The organism is Leisingera sp. M523, from assembly GCF_025141335.1.
In the GTDB taxonomy this organism is placed as follows: Bacteria; Pseudomonadota; Alphaproteobacteria; order Rhodobacterales; family Rhodobacteraceae; genus Leisingera.
Window position 1 is genome coordinate 2,848,623 of sequence record NZ_CP081036.1, and the last position, 14,870, is coordinate 2,863,492.

Sequence of the window (14,870 nt, forward strand, 5' to 3'; positions counted from 1 at the left end):
CGGGCCATTGCATCAAAGGAACACGATATGAGCCTTAACGGAAACTGGTCCTACCCGACCGCAATCAAATTCGGTGCTGGCCGGATCAACGAACTGGGTGACGCCTGCGCCGCTGCCGGCATCACCAAGCCTTTGCTGGTCACCGACAAGGGGCTGGCCGATCTGCCTGTCACCCAAGCCACCCTGGACATCATGGAGGCCGCAGGCTTGGGCCGCGGCATGTTCTCGGAGGTTGATCCGAACCCGAATGAGAAGAATCTGGAAGCCGGTGTCGAAGCCTATAAGGCGGGCGGTCATGACGGGGTAATCGCCTTTGGCGGCGGCTCCGGGCTGGACTTGGGCAAGATGGTTGCCTTTATGGCCGGACAGACCCGCCCGGTCTGGGATTTTGAGGATATCGGCGACTGGTGGACCCGCGCCGATGCGGACGCCATCGCGCCGATCATCGCGGTGCCGACCACTGCAGGCACGGGATCCGAGGTGGGCCGCGCGTCCGTGATCACCGACAGTGTCAGCCATCAGAAGAAGATCATCTTCCACCCCAAGGTGCTGCCGACGGTGGTGATCTGCGATCCCGAGCTGACGGTGGGCATGCCCAAGTTCATCACCGCAGGCACCGGGCTGGATGCCTTTGCCCATTGCGTCGAGGCGTTTTCCTCACCCCATTACCACCCGATGTCCCAGGGCATCGCGCTGGAAGGCATGCGGCTGGTCAAGGACTACCTGCCGCGCGCCTACGCCGACGGCACCGATATCGAGGCCCGCGCCCAGATGATGTCTGCCGCGGCGATGGGGGCCACGGCCTTCATGAAGGGGCTTGGCGCCATTCATGCCATGAGCCACCCGATCGGAGCGCACTTCAACACCCACCACGGCACCACCAACGCGGTCTGCATGCCTGCGGTGCTGGAGTTCAACGCGCCTGCAATCGCGGACCGGTTCACCATGGCGTCGGCCTACCTCGGCATCGACGGCGGTTTTGACGGCTTCCGCACGTTTGTGCAGGAACTGAACGACAGCCTCGGGATCCCTTGCAAGCTGGCAGATCTGGGCGTCACCGAAGCGGCCATCCCCGATCTGGTCAAAGGCGCGATCATCGACCCCAGCTGTGGCGGCAATCCGATTGAGCTTACTGAGGAGAACCTCACCCAGCTGTTCAAGGCCGCCTTGTAAACAACGGCTCTTTGCCAGGTTTCAGCGCTCTCCGCCCGGCGGGGAGCGCTGTTTCATTCCGCTACAGCGTCAGCCGCTGACGTAGACCTTGTCTTTGGGGTAGTAGAAAATTTTCTGATTGTGCAGCCGGCCCAAAAGCTCGTGCACGCGGCGCAGCGTTTCGTCTTCGCTGCTGCCCGCTGCCGGTTGGGCCTCTGACAGAGTGTCCCTTGTGGTTTGCAGGGCGGTCTCTATCAGCTCCATATCCGTAACGGACAGTTCGAACATGTCGTTGTACTGGGGCATCTGGGCTCCTTCTCCGGTTGGTTGGACTGAACTGGCTGCCTACAGGCTGCCCCATGGCGGGACGCAAAGCCACAGGAAAGCGCCAAAATCATCCCTGCCCTGCCCCGGATCGCGGAACCGCCGCCGGTTTCAGCCGCCGGGAGGTTGTCAGAGGGTCTCCCCAAGGCTGATCGCGGGGCACAGCCGGTCAAAAACCAGACCGTCCGTACCGCCAGCCTCGCGCGATTGCAGGATGACCCGCGCGGCACGCTCGCCAATCTCACGGCGGCAGGCGTCCGTCGTGGCCAGCTGTTGCGGCATGCCCTGCAGGATCTGCAGATTGTTGAAGCCGGCAAGCGCGATGTCGCCAGGCACCGACAGGCCTGCGGCCAGGCAATGCATCAAGCCGCCAACACTCATCACGTCGCTGGAATAGTAGATGCAATCAAGATCCGGGTTACGCGCCAGCATCTGCCCGGTCAGCTGGCGGCCGGTCTGAATCGCGCTTTCGCCGGCATAATGCTCAATATCACCGAGGGCGACACCCTGTGCGGCCAGACCGTCGGTGAAGCCGTCAAACCGTTTCCGGGCGCGGAAGTCCTGCGGCATTTTGGTACCGATAAAGCCGATCTTGCGGTAACCGCAGGCCAGAATCTGCTCTGCCATGTCGCGGCCTGCCTGCAGATGCGAAATGCCGACACAATGGCGGACCGGGTCGCCGTCCACATCCATCACCTCGACTACCGGACAGTCAGCCTGCTGCAGCATCCGCCGTGTTGTTTCAGTATGCTCCAGCCCTGCGACGATCAAGCCGGAGGGGCGCCAGCTGAGCATTTCGCGGATAACGCCTTCTTCTTCCTCAAGATCATACCCCGACACCCCGACCACTGGCTTCAGCTGGCTGTCTTTGAGCACGGCGGAAATGCCCGAGAGCACCTCGGGGAACACAAAGCTGTTCAGCGACGGCACAACCACCGCCACCAGATTGACCGATTGCGAGGACAGCGAGCCGGCAATCCGATTGGGCACATAACCGTGGCTGCGGGCGATTTCTTCAACCTTGGCCTTGGTTTTGGCGGACACATCCGGGGCACCGCGCAGGGCGCGGGAGGCGGTCATCTCGCTGACGCCGGCCAGATGGGCCACGTCTTTCAGCAGCAGTTTCTTGGTCATCTGCCCATGGTCAAGCACTTTGCCCGCAGCCGCAAGGGCTGCTCTGCCGGCAGGGGGGTTGATTTCCAGAACCGTTATCGGTATCGGTATCGCAACCGTTATCGCTACCGGCGCCATGCCGGCCCAACAGCCAGAGGTGAGGCATGACACTGAAAATCGCAATCAACGGATTTGGACGGATTGGCCGCGGGGTGCTGCGCGCGCTTCTGGAAAGCGGCCAACAAGACATCAAAGTTGTTGCCATCAACGACCTGTCGCCCCCCGAGACGCTGGTGCATCTGCTGAAATACGACAGCGTGCACGGCCGCCTGAAGACGCCGGTGTTTCTCGCCGATGACCTGATCCGGGTGGGCCGCCACAGCATCCGGCTGAGCGCGATCCGCAATCCGGAAGAGCTGCCTTGGCAGGATGTCGATATCGCCTATGAATGCACCGGGCTGTTCACCGCCCGCGATGACGCCGCGCGGCACCTGAAAAACGGCTCCAAGCGGGTGCTGATCTCCGCCCCCGGCAAGGATGCCGACCGCACCGTGGTCTACGGCGTCAACCACATGGATCTGACGGCGGACGACGTGATCGTCTCCAACGCCTCCTGCACCACCAATTGCCTGGCACCGCTGGCGCAAGTGCTGGACGGCGCCTTTGGCATCAAGACCGGCTATATGACCACGATCCACGCCTATACCGGCGACCAGCCGACCCATGACACCAGCCACTCGGACCTGTACCGCGCCCGCGCGGCCTCGCTGTCGATGATCCCCACCTCCACCGGAGCGGCCCGGGCGATCTCCGAGGTGCTGCCGCATCTGAAGGGGCGGCTGGAAGGCTCGGCAATCCGGGTGCCCACCGCGAATGTGTCTGTGGTGGACCTCAGCTTTGTGCCGGAAAGACCTGCCACGGTTGAAACGGTCAATGCCGCGGTCAAGGCGGCTGCCGAAAGCGGGCTGGCGGGCATTCTATCGTATGAAGAAGACCCGTTGGTCTCTGTCGATTTCAACCACGATCCGCATTCCAGCTGCTTTGCTGCGGCACAGACGGCTGTCACCGCCGAGGGTCTGGTGCGGGTGGTCAGCTGGTACGACAACGAATGGGGGTTCTCCAACCGCATGGTGGACACCGGCCGCCGTATTGGCGAAGTGATGAGGTCCGCCGAGGTCGCACTGGCCAGCTGACAGGGTCAATCGGCGGGCGCCTGTTGACGGGAGCCTCCCGCCCGTCGTCCGGCACCTGCCGGTGCCTTCCTCCCGTTGGGCCCAGCGCCGCGCTGACGCGCGGCGCTGCTGCGTTTTGCCGCTAGCCCTGCGTGCCGCCCGATGGACAAGGCCAGCTGGCACATAAGCTGACTCCAGGATGCACCAAAGCAAACTCCGGGCAGCGAACCGCTGGCATACCGCGCTGAATTGCGCCAGAACAGGCGCAAGGCATGACCAGCTACAGGAGCAAGACCGGCGTGACCATCTCCCGTGAAACCGTCCTTGAGGCGCTCAAATCCATCGCCGACCCCGTCAGCGGCAGTGATATCGTCAGCGCAGGCATCGCCCGCGCAGTGACCGTCGAGGGCAGCACCGTCCGCTTTGTGCTGGAAATCGACCCAGGCAAGTCCGAGGCTTACGGCCCGGTCCGCGACAAGGCTGACGCCGTGGTGGCCAAACTGCCGGGGGTAGCGAAGGTCTCGGCCATGCTGACCGCCCATTCGCAAAAGGCGCCGCCGGATCTGAAGCCCAAGCAGCCCGCCCAGGCGCAACAGCAGGCAGCGCCGCAGAAGGTTCCGGGTGTGGCGCGGATTCTTGCAGTTGCCTCCGGCAAGGGCGGGGTCGGCAAATCCACAGTCTCGGCCAATATTGCCTGTGCGCTGGCAATGCAGGGCCGGAAGGTGGGGCTGCTGGACGCCGACGTTTACGGCCCGTCGCAACCCAAGATGCTGGGTGTCAGCGGCCGGCCTGCCAGCCCCGATGGCAAGACCATCCTTCCCTTACGCAACCATGGCGTCACCATGATGTCGATGGGTCTGATGACCGGCGAAGACCAAGCGGTGATCTGGCGCGGCCCGATGCTGATGGGCGCGCTGCAGCAGATGCTGCTGCAAGTGCAATGGGGCGAGCTGGACGTGCTGATCGTCGATCTGCCGCCCGGCACTGGCGATGTGCAGATGACGCTGGCGCAAAAGACCCATGTAGACGGCTCCATTGTGGTCTCCACCCCGCAGGACGTTGCATTGATCGACGCCCGCAAGGGCATCGACATGTTCCGCAAGATGAACGTGCCAGTGCTGGGAATGATTGAGAACATGTCGACCCACATCTGCTCGAATTGCGGCCACGAAGAACATGTCTTCGGCCATGGCGGCGTGGCGCAGGAGGCGAAGAAGCTGGGCGTGCCGCTGCTGGGCGAGGTGCCGCTGCACTTGGACGTGCGCCTGGCCGGCGACAACGGCACGCCGATTGTGGCAGCGCAGCCCGACAGCGCCCAGGCCAAAGTGTTCCTTGATATCGCCACCCAGCTGGTGGACGCAGGCGCCGCATAATCCTGCCGCCCGTGGGTCAAGGGCCGCAAAGCGGCGGCGCGCTGCGCCGTTCACCCTTGAGGCAGGGATGGCAGACAGCACAATGAACAGGGCGTTTGAAGGGCAGGCTTGCCCATCAAGCGCGTCTCGGCAGGCCTTTCGCCGCGCAGCGGCGCCACGCCCAACTGTGAGGGGCATTCTATGAATGCGCTGGAACAGGCGGGAGCCTCCCGCCCGCTGGATCAGGCATATTTCTCCAGAAACGCCTCCGCCCGCAATGTTCGAAAATCCGGCAGTGCAACGCGCAGGGCTTCGTGGTCCCAGTCCCACCAGGCCAGATCCATCATCTGCCCGGCGACAGCCTCGGTATAGCGGCGGCGGATCACTTTCGCGGTGTTGCCGCCGACAATCGTATAGGGCGCCACATCCTTGGTCACGACAGCGCCCGAGGCCACAACCGCACCATGGCCGATGGTCACCTCCGGTTTGATAACTGCGGCGTGGCCGATCCAAGTGTCATGGCCGATAAAGGCCGTGCGCCCGGCGCGGCGGGAGAACCACTCCGCATCATGATCCGCATCGTTCCAATAGTCGCCGGACCGGTAATGGAAGTGATGCAGCGAGGCTTTTTCCATCGGATGATCGGTCGCGCCGATCCGGACAAAGCTGGCGATATTGGCAAACTTGCCGATCTCTGCATTGGCGATATCACAGATACGGTCGCAATAGCTGTAGTCGCCAACCACTGAATTCGCGACCCGGCTGCCGGCGCCGATCTCCACATAGCGCCCGAACCGGCTGTCTGTGATCTGGCATTCCGGGTGAAGGAACGGGGCTTCTGCCTGCAAACGGGCCATGGTCTTTCCTCTGAAACGTCTGGGATCAAGGCAGCAGGAAGGCGCTGCCCTCTTGCGCCTTGGCCGCCTTGCGTTTGGCCGGGCCGCTGCCGCCTGTGATCAGTTTCCGCCGCAGCCAGCCCGAGAACCAATCCATCAGCATTACCATCAGGATGATCAGGGTGATGTAATAGGCCACCTCCTCCCAGTCCTTTTGGGTGATGATCGCCTGGGTCAGCAGCAGGCCGATGCCGCCGCCGGTGATTGCACCGATAATGGTGGCCGAGCGGGTGTTGGATTCCAGGAAATACAGCAGCTGGCTCAGCAATACCGGAGTAATCTGCGGTATCACTCCGAACCGGTAGCGCTGCAGAGGCTTTGCGCCGGTGGAGGCGACGCCCTCAATCTGTTTCCGGTCGACGTTTTCCAGCGCTTCTGAGAAGATCTTGCCGAAGGTGCCGGTGTCCGTGACCAGGATCGCCAGCGCTCCGGTCAGGGGGCCGGGGCCAAAGGCGCGGGCCAGAACCACGGTCCAGATCAGCGAATCCACGCCGCGGAAGAAATCGAACAGCCGCCGCATGGCAAAGCGCAAGGCCCGGAACGGCATGAAATTGCGGGTCGCGGCAAAGGCCAAAGGCAGTGCGATGATACCGGCGCCAATGGTGCCAAGGAACGCCATCAGCAGGGTTTCGGCGATCGCCCAGGCCACATCCTGATGGCGCCACATCTTGTTGGTCCAGAACTCCTGGAAAATCGCGCCTGCTTCACCGGTGGCTGCACGCTGCAGAAGTTCCCCTGCCCCCATGCCGTAATAAGGGCTGTCGAGCGTAAAAAAGAACAGCTCCCAGCCTGTGAAATAGCGGAACACTTCGGCCCGGTTGCGGGTCACGGTCAGGCGTCCGGCCCCGGTTTTAACCGCCAGCCGGTTTTTGGAGACGCTGATCCAGTCCGGCACATCGCCTGCCGGCAGTTCGGCCTGAACGCCTGCGCTGCGGCTGGGAGTGGCGCGGACGGTGCCATAGCCTGGGATCGCGTATTCGATGGTTTCCGGGCCAAAAGTGACGGTATGGCCGTCCTCCAGGTCAATCACCGTGGTCTCGCCCGCCTCGCCCAAGGTAACCCAATCCGGTGCTGTTCCATCGGGATAGGCACCCTTGCGCTCCCCTTCGATCGACACTGAAACCGCACCGTTTCGGTTGTCGCGGGTCACATGGGTCTTGTAGCTATAGCTGTCGCTGACCAAAGTTCTCGCGTTCTCCAGGCTCGCTTTCTCCCACAGCCCCAGGACATCAAAAGCCACAAAGACATAGGCCAGATAGACCAGCACCGCGGCGGGCAGAGCGAAACCCAGCAGCCGCTTCTTCAGGAACAGCTTCGAGATATCCAGCTTCAGCTCTGCCGGGGTGAGGGTGGTATCGAAAGTGGTCATGCTTTCGCTCCATGGGTCAGACGGTCACGCAGGATGCCGGACAACTGGTCGACGGCCACGATGGTGATGAACAGCAGCAGGAAGATGGCGGCGGCCTCGTCGTACCGCCCCTGCCCCCAGGACATGGCGTTCTTCAGCTCGTAGCCGATGCCGCCCGCGCCAACGAAGCCAAGTATGGCCGATGCACGGATATTGATCTCAAACCGCAACAGCGCGTAACTGACGTAGTTCGGCCCGACCTGCGGGATCACCCCCAGCGTCATCCGCTGCGCCCAGGTGGCGCCGACCGATGACAGACCTTCCACAGGTTTCAATGAGGCGTTTTCGTTCACCTCGGAAAACAGTTTGCCCAGCGCACCAGCGGTGTGGATGGCGATAGCGATCATCGCAGGCACCGGACCGCCGCCAAGGACAAAGATCAGCACCAGCGCAATGACGATTTCCGGGATCGCGCGGCAAATGTCGCTGATGCGGCGGAACAGCGGGATCAGCGCAGGCCAGGGCGCCATGCCGCGGGTCGACAAAAGCGACAGCAGGGTGCCGAACACCGCGCCCGCCAGCGTTGATGCCGCGGCGATGTTCAGCGTCTCCACCAGTGCCGGAAAGAAGTGCACCGCATGGCCGGGCAGCTGGGCTGCCTTGTCCGCGGCTTCTGCCAGCACTTCAGCGGGGTAATCGAAGATCCGGGTGAACCCATCCGCGAAAGAGCCCGCATTGCGCGCATCCGCGGTGCGGAAACCTGCAACCATCAGCGCCACAAAAATGGCCAGAAGAATGCCGCCGTACAGCCGCTTGCGCTGGGTGTGGGCGGTGTATTGCTGCCGGATATCCTCGATGCCCGGCCGGGCGGCTGTCAGATCTGCCATGTAGGGGTCCTGGTCCTGAAGGGATGGCCGGAGCAAATGCCATCAAGGAAATTGCGGGGTTCCGAGCCAGACCCGAACCCCCGCAGAGCACAGTATCAAAGGTACGGTACTGAAATTACTGGGATTTCAATTTACGAGCTTCGATGATCACCTCATAGGCGTCATGGGTGATCGGCATCAGGCCTTTTGAGTCACCGCCAAGCACATTGTACATGCAATCCGGATCGATCGAGTTCATCGAGGCCAGCAAACCGGTCATCTTGACCTTAACATCCGCAGGCAATTCGGTGCGCAGCACAAACGGGCCTTCGGGGATCGGCGCGGATTTCCAGATCTCGACCAGATCATTCATGTCTACCAGACCTGCATCCACCGCACGGCGCAGAGCGCCGGAGTTGTAGCCGTCTTCCCATTCGCCCAGACCATCGGCCCAGCTGACACCGCCAGCAACGTCGCCATTGGCCACGGCAACAATGGTCTGTTCATGCCCGCCAGTGAATTTCACTTCGCCAAAGTAATCGCCAGAGTCCATGGTGGCGCCCGTCACTTGCGGGATTTCGATCGACGGGATCAGATAGCCCGAGGTGGAATTCGGATCGCCAAAGCCAAAGGACTTGCCCTTCAGGTCTTCCAGCGAAGCGACGCCGCTGTCCTTGCGGGCAAAACCAACCGAGTAGTAGCCAAAACCGCCGTCCGCATTGACCTTGACCAGAACCGGTTCAACCGCTTCGGGGTTGGACAGATAGGTCTTGGCATAGCCCGAAGCGCCCAGCCAGGCCATGTCGATGGTGCCGCCCAGCAAGCCCTGGATCACGCCGTTATAATCGGCGGGGGCAAACAGTTTGGTTTCGACACCCAGCAGCTCTTCGGTCTGCTCACGCAGGCATTCCTGTTTGCTCAGACGGTCCTGTGCGTTCTCGCCGCCCAGGATGCCGATGCGGAATTCCTTGATTTCCTCTGCCGCAACGGGGGTCGTCAGCGCGGTGGTTGCCAGAACGGCAGCAAGCAGTTTCTTCATCTCATGTCTCTCCGGTTGGTCAATCCCCGACGAGCAGCCCGCGGGGTCGGTAAAAGAAGTTCGGGGTTACTCGGCGGGAATGGCGGCGCGCATTGCATCCGCCCGTTCCAAAGTCTCGATCTCGGTTGAGGTTGCAGCTTCGGAAAACTCATCCCCGGCGCCGTAAATCTCGCGGGCAACGCCGGTGGTCAGTTGCTCAGGCAGCCCGTCGAACACAATGCGTCCGTCGCGCATGCCGACAACCCGGTCGCAGTAACGGCGCGCGGTGTCCAGCGTGTGCAGATTGGCAATCACCGTGCGGCCGTCTTCCTCGTGAATGCGGCGCAGCGCTTCCATAACGGTCTGGGCGTTCATCGGGTCGAGCGAGGCAATCGGCTCATCCGCCAGGATGATCTTCGGATCCTGCATCAGCGCCCGGGCAATCGCCACCCGCTGCTGCTGGCCGCCTGACAGCGCCTCGGCGCGCTTGGCGGCATGTTCGGCAATGCCAAGCCGGCCGAGAATTTCAATTGCCGCGTGAATATCCGCCATCGGATACAGGTTGAACAGCGTCGCCATCGCGTTGCGGCGGTTCAGCGTTCCGTGCAGCACGTTGGACACCACATCCATCCGCGGCACCAGGTTGAACTGCTGAAAGATCATCGCGCAGTCGGACTGCCAGGCCCGTTTCTCTTTGCCCTTCAGGCCAGTGATTTCACGGCCCTCAAACAGAATACGGCCTTCGCTGGCATCTTCCAGCCGGTTCAGCATCCGCAGCAGGGTGGATTTGCCCGCACCCGAGCGGCCGATAATGCCGATCATGCAGGGCTTGTCGATGTCCAGCGTGGCGGTATCCACCGCTAACTTGCCACCGAACCGTTTTGTCAGTTTGTCTATGCGCAGCACCGGGGCGCTCCCTCTTCGTTCGGGACCTGCCTAATGCGCTTGCTCAAACCTCATGTGTCACCGCCGTGAAAGTTTTGTAACGCCGCCCCGTGCAACCCGCAGGCGTGCGGCGCCGGGTAACGGGCCTGCTGCGCATTCTGCCCCTGTCCACAGGGGCCGGGACGGTCTATACGGCCATCGACTCCTCAATTCCCTTTGCAAAAGGAAGCTGCCAGATGTCCTTTGACCGCAAGATCAAGATCGCGCCCTCTATCCTCTCCGCCGATTTCGCCAACTTCGGCCAGGAGATCCGGGCGATTGAAGCCCAGGGCGCCGATTGGGTGCATGTGGATGTGATGGACGGGCATTTCGTGCCGAACCTCACCTTTGGCCCGCAGGCGGTGAAGGCGTTCCGCCCGCATGTGAAAACAGTGATGGACGTGCATCTGATGATTGCGCCGGTTGATCCCTATATCGACGCCTATGCCGACGCCGGCGCCGACGTGCTGACCGCCCATATCGAGGCCGGTCCGCACATCCACCGCACCCTGCAGGCGATCCGCGGGGCCGGAATGAAGGCAGGCGTCGCACTGAACCCCGGCACCCCGGCGGAAGCGGTTGCGCATCTTCTGGACCTGACCGACCTGGTCTGTGTTATGACCGTGAACCCCGGCTTTGGCGGCCAGAAGTTCATCGACATGACCGCCAAGATCCGCAGCCTGCGTTCGATGATCGGCGACCGCCCGGTGCATATCGAAATCGACGGCGGTGTAGATCCCGCCACCGCGCCGCTGGTCACTGAGGCAGGGGCCGACGTGCTGGTTGCCGGCTCCGCCGTATTCAAAGGCGGTTCGGTCAATGATCCCACGGTTTACGGCGAGAACATCCGCAAGATCCGCACTGCCACCGAAGGCACCTGGACCTAAAACGCACCGAGGTTCTCCCGTCAATCGCCAGGCGCATCAAAGATGCACCGCTCTTGTTAGGCCAAGCGCCGCGCGTTCCGCGCGGCGCTTTTTCGTGATACGGCCAGCGTTTGCGCGTCCAGCCCGGCACAGCCGGGCCGCGCCCTGATGGCCCTCGACGGGCCGGAAGGGCGCCCGCCCCCCGCTTAGCCGCCCTTATTCAGATCATCGAAGGTTTTCCCGTCCGCCACCAGCTGCTCAAGCAGCGGCGCGGGCTGCCAGAAGAAATCATCCTCTGCCGCGTAGGCCCTGATATCGGCCAGAATGCCGTCCAGACCCTGCAGATCCGCCCATTTCAGCGGCCCGCCCCAAAAGCGCGGGAAGCCGTAGCCGAACAGCATCACCATATCCACATCCAGCGGACGGCGGGCAATGCCCTCGCCCACCACCTTGGCGGCCTCGTTGACCATGGCGCACATATAGCGCCGCAAAACCTCGGTGTCCGGGAAGTCCCGCGGGGTGATATTCTGCTCTTCCTGATCCCGGGCAATCAGCCCGGCCACTTCCGGGTTCGGAACGCCGCCGCGCGTGCCTTCCTTGTAGACATAGAAGCCTTTACCGGTCTTCTGGCCGAAATCGCCGCCCTCGCAGAGCATTTCGTAGAACCGCGGCACCCGTTCGCGCGGATCGCGGGTCGGGGCGCGTCGCTTGCGGGCGGCCCAGTTGATGTCCAGCCCGGCCAGATCGCCCATTGCAAAAGGCCCCATCGGGAAACCAAACCCGGTTACAACCGCGTCCACCTGATAAGGCGATGCGCCGTCCAGCACCAGATATTCCGCCGCTTTGCGGTAGGCGTTCATGATCCGGTTGCCGATGAACCCGTCGCAAATGCCCGAGCGCACCGCGACCTTCTTCAGCCTTTTGCCAAGGGCAAAACCAGTCGCCAGCACCTCTGGCGCGGTGTCCTTTGCCACCACAACTTCCAGCAGCTTCATCACATGCGCGGGCGAGAAGAAATGCAGCCCGATCACATCCTGCGGCCGGGAGGTCGAAGCGGCAATCTCGTCCACATCCAGATAGGAGGTGTTTGTCGCCAGCACTGCGCCGGGTTTGCAATGGGCATCCAGCTTGCCAAACACCTCGCGCTTGACACCCATGTCCTCAAACACCGCTTCAACCACCAGATCCGCTTGCGCCAGCGCAGCATAATCCGTCGCCACGGTCAGCGCCTCGCCGGTCAGCTGATCATATTGCGTCTCAGTGATCTTGCCGCGCTTCAAGGCCCCTTTCAGGTTGCCTTCAATCCGGCCCCGTGCCGCAGCCGTGGCGTCATCGGTCATCTCTATCAGCACCACCGGCAAATCCGCCAGCAGCGCTGCGGTGGCGATTCCCGCCCCCATGGTGCCGCCGCCGATCACCCCCATCAAGGCCACCTCGCGCGGCGCAACGCTCTCCAGCTCCGGCAGTTTGCTGACCGCGCGCTCCGAGAAGAAAGCATGGATCAGCCCCTGCCGCTGATCAGAGCCCATCAGCTCCATGAACAGCGCACGCTCACGCTTGAGGCCCGCCTCAAAGCTCTCCGCCTCAGCCGCTGCCTGCACCGCGCGCACAGCCGTGGCCGGCGACAGCTGGCCGCGCCCCTTTTTCAGCGTGGCTGCATAGGCCGCATCAAAGTCCACCGCTTCCGGCGCGGGCATTTCCCCAACGGCCCGGCGCGGGGCGCCCTGCTCTAGCAGCTCTTGTACATAAGCCAAGCCGATCCCCCGCGGATCCCCCTCTTCGATTTTGTCGATAATGCCCTTTTCCAGCGCCTCCGCGGCGCCGAAATGACGGCCGCTGGTGATCATCTCCAGAGCCGCTTCGGTTCCGGCCAAACGCGGCAGCCGCTGGGTGCCGCCCGCTCCGGGCAGAATGCCCAGGTTGACCTCAGGCAGGCCCATCCTGGCGGACGGCACCGCAATCCGGTAATGCGAGGACAAGGCCACCTCCAGCCCGCCGCCCAATGCCGTGCCATGCATTGCAGAGACCACGATCAGCGGCGAGGCCTCGATCCGGCTGCACAGGCCGGGCAGCTGCGGCTCTTGCGGCGGCTTGCCGAACTCGCGGATATCGGCACCGGCAAAATAGGTCCGGCCCTCGCCATAGATCAGTACCGCCTTGGCACCGTCCTGTTCCGCGCGTTCGATCCCGGCCAGCAACCCTTTGCGCACCTCAGCACCCAGCGCGTTCACTGGCGGATTCTGCGCCTTCAGAACAGCAACATCGCCTACACGCTCATACGCTATGGTTTCACTCATCCGGTCATCCTCTTTTTCCCGGTGCGGCAGCAGCTGCGCCCGGCTCTCATCCGATTAGGCACGGCAGCCAAACCGGCGCCAAGCCCGAATGGCCGCCAATGGCCAGCAAACCCCGCGTCTGAAACGCCCGGGCGCTGCCAAAGCCGGACATGCCGCCCATTACGTAACAGAAGATTGGCGAATTGAAAACTTCTTGAAACATTTCACCAAGAGGTACAGCCAAGGGCTTAAGGGGATTCGCTGTTCAGCCAGTCTTCACCACACCGCTGGAAATCCAGCCGTCCAGAATTTCCAAAGCTTTGCCGGAAAACGCAGCATCATTGATATGGCAGTCCAGTTCATGCAGCACCGCATTCCCTGGGCAGGAGGCGCGCATTTCATCACAGAACGCCGCCAGCCCTTCCCCATCATGTAAAGGAGCGCCAGGGCGGTCCCACTCATTGCAACCGCCCGCAGGCAGCAGAACCGCCACCGGCGCCTCTGCCGTTGCCAGTTTGCCGCAAATCGCCTGCGCCACCTGCCGCCGCTCGGCAGCATCCAGCATCGCAGAGGTGAGCAGCCGGTTGTGGGCATGTGTTTCCCGTCCCTTCAACTGCGTTGGCGTCTCCTGCCAGCCGACAAAATCCACCAGATCATAACAGCCCGGCGCCACCAGCTGCGGCGTGCCTGAACGCCCGGCATTGGTCATCCGGTCCGCTCCCGCCGACAGCCCGCCGAACAAGTGGTTCGACACTTCCTGCGGCGCAAAATCCATCACCGCGGCAAAGGCGCCCTCGGCGGCCAGGCTTTCAAACGCCCGCCCGCCCATGCCGGTGGCGTGAAACACCGCAACCTCAAACCCGCGCGCTTCCAGCGCAGGTTTCAGTGTTACCATATAGCGCAGCACAGTCTTGCCAAACGACGTCATGCCGATCAGCGGCCTGTCCCGTTTTGGCGGCTCCACCGACCGCGCCGCGCCCAGCACCGCACCTGCGGCCTGGCTGAGCGACGCCTTGCAGATCGAATTCAGCCCAAACAGCCCGCCCGCCCAGAGGATCATCTGCACATCCGCCGGGATCCGCTCGGGCGGCATCAGCGGTGAAAATGCGACAGTTGAGACGATGTATTTAGGCACCCCCACGGGCAGCGCCGCACACATATCCAGCGCCAGATCAGTGCCCATGGTACCGCCCAGCACAATCACCCCGTCAATGCGCCCCTGCCGGTACAGATCCAGCGCCATGGCCGCGGCACCTGCACCCATGATCTGCATGGCGGTGTTTTCATCCCCCGAGCCAATCGCCGCCTCGATCGAGCTGCCGCCGGCCGCGGCCACCTCCTGCTTGCTGACATCCGCGGGCTGGCTGGGATCGCCCAGAACGCTCACATCCATCGTCAGCACCTTGCCGCCCTGCCCGCGGATCACTTCCGCCAGATAGCTCAGTTCATCGTCTTTGGTGTCATAGGTTCCGGCGACTAGTATGGTCTTGTCTGCCACAGGCTTTGTCTCCCGTCAGTTCAGCTTCGCGGTGGTTATCGGCCTAACCTCAGCTTTTCATCTTT

Annotated in this window: 13 protein-coding genes; 4 read left to right on the forward strand and 9 right to left on the reverse strand. The window is 62.7% G+C overall.

All coding sequences use genetic code 11. The features are described 5' to 3' along the window. Positions 1-27 precede the first annotated feature (27 nt). Positions 28-1,173: an iron-containing alcohol dehydrogenase gene (locus tag K3557_RS14005; protein ID WP_259994614.1), complete on the forward strand. Its 1,146-nt coding sequence runs from the start codon at positions 28-30 to the stop codon at positions 1,171-1,173. A 69-nt stretch (positions 1,174-1,242) separates the two neighbouring features. On the opposite strand, the gene K3557_RS14010 is transcribed toward K3557_RS14005, so the two are convergent. Both K3557_RS14010 and K3557_RS14015 read right to left on the reverse strand, forming a co-directional pair. Beyond that, positions 1,243-1,458 carry a hypothetical protein gene (locus K3557_RS14010; RefSeq protein ID WP_027256338.1) on the reverse strand — a complete coding sequence of 72 codons (216 nt, stop codon included), beginning with the start codon at positions 1,456-1,458 and terminating at the stop codon, positions 1,243-1,245. Between the two features lie 147 nt (positions 1,459-1,605). Next, a complete protein-coding gene (locus tag K3557_RS14015) occupies positions 1,606-2,610 on the reverse strand; it encodes a LacI family DNA-binding transcriptional regulator (RefSeq protein WP_259994615.1) in 1,005 nt (334 codons plus the stop codon). Positions 2,611-2,753: 143 nt separating this feature from the next. Here K3557_RS14015 and gap point away from each other — a divergent pair, with 143 nt between their 5' ends. Both gap and K3557_RS14025 read left to right on the forward strand, forming a co-directional pair. Beyond that, positions 2,754-3,782 carry a type I glyceraldehyde-3-phosphate dehydrogenase gene (gene gap, locus K3557_RS14020; protein WP_259994616.1) on the forward strand — a complete coding sequence of 343 codons (1,029 nt, stop codon included), beginning with the start codon at positions 2,754-2,756 and terminating at the stop codon, positions 3,780-3,782. Positions 3,783-4,060: 278 nt separating this feature from the next. Continuing rightward, positions 4,061-5,134: an Mrp/NBP35 family ATP-binding protein gene (locus tag K3557_RS14025; protein WP_259999641.1), complete on the forward strand. Its 1,074-nt coding sequence runs from the start codon at positions 4,061-4,063 to the stop codon at positions 5,132-5,134. A gap of 221 nt (positions 5,135-5,355) precedes the next feature. Here the strand turns inward: K3557_RS14025 and K3557_RS14030 are convergent, their stop codons facing one another. The 5 genes from K3557_RS14030 to phnC form a co-directional block, all read right to left on the reverse strand. Beyond that, complete coding sequence (locus tag K3557_RS14030; protein WP_259994617.1) at positions 5,356-5,970, reverse strand: chloramphenicol acetyltransferase; 615 nt, start codon at positions 5,968-5,970, stop codon at positions 5,356-5,358. Between the two features lie 25 nt (positions 5,971-5,995). Further along, complete coding sequence (gene phnE / locus K3557_RS14035; RefSeq protein WP_259994618.1) at positions 5,996-7,378, reverse strand: phosphonate ABC transporter, permease protein PhnE; 1,383 nt, start codon at positions 7,376-7,378, stop codon at positions 5,996-5,998. Beyond that, the gene (gene phnE / locus K3557_RS14040) at positions 7,375-8,244 is read right to left on the reverse strand and encodes a phosphonate ABC transporter, permease protein PhnE (protein ID WP_259994619.1); all 870 of its coding nucleotides are present in this window, start codon (positions 8,242-8,244) and stop codon (positions 7,375-7,377) included. The genes phnE (K3557_RS14035) and phnE (K3557_RS14040) overlap by 4 nt, the downstream gene beginning before the upstream one ends. A 115-nt stretch (positions 8,245-8,359) precedes the next feature. Continuing rightward, positions 8,360-9,262, reverse strand: a complete 903-nt coding sequence (gene phnD / locus K3557_RS14045) for a phosphonate ABC transporter substrate-binding protein (RefSeq protein ID WP_259994620.1) — start codon at positions 9,260-9,262, stop codon at positions 8,360-8,362. Between the two features lie 66 nt (positions 9,263-9,328). Next, positions 9,329-10,147 carry a phosphonate ABC transporter ATP-binding protein gene (gene phnC / locus K3557_RS14050; RefSeq protein WP_259994621.1) on the reverse strand — a complete coding sequence of 273 codons (819 nt, stop codon included), beginning with the start codon at positions 10,145-10,147 and terminating at the stop codon, positions 9,329-9,331. Between the two features lie 215 nt (positions 10,148-10,362). Between phnC and rpe the strand changes: the two genes are divergently transcribed. Then, the gene (gene rpe, locus K3557_RS14055; RefSeq protein WP_259994622.1) at positions 10,363-11,052 is read left to right on the forward strand and encodes a ribulose-phosphate 3-epimerase; all 690 of its coding nucleotides are present in this window, start codon (positions 10,363-10,365) and stop codon (positions 11,050-11,052) included. Between the two features lie 185 nt (positions 11,053-11,237). Here rpe and K3557_RS14060 read toward each other — a convergent pair whose 3' ends face one another. Then, on the reverse strand, positions 11,238-13,328 hold the full coding sequence (locus K3557_RS14060) for a 3-hydroxyacyl-CoA dehydrogenase NAD-binding domain-containing protein (RefSeq protein WP_259994623.1): 2,091 nt from the start codon (positions 13,326-13,328) through the stop codon (positions 11,238-11,240). 244 nt (positions 13,329-13,572) lie between these two features. Then, complete coding sequence (locus K3557_RS14065) at positions 13,573-14,805, reverse strand: Tm-1-like ATP-binding domain-containing protein (protein ID WP_259994624.1); 1,233 nt, start codon at positions 14,803-14,805, stop codon at positions 13,573-13,575. Positions 14,806-14,870: the final 65 nt, after the last annotated feature.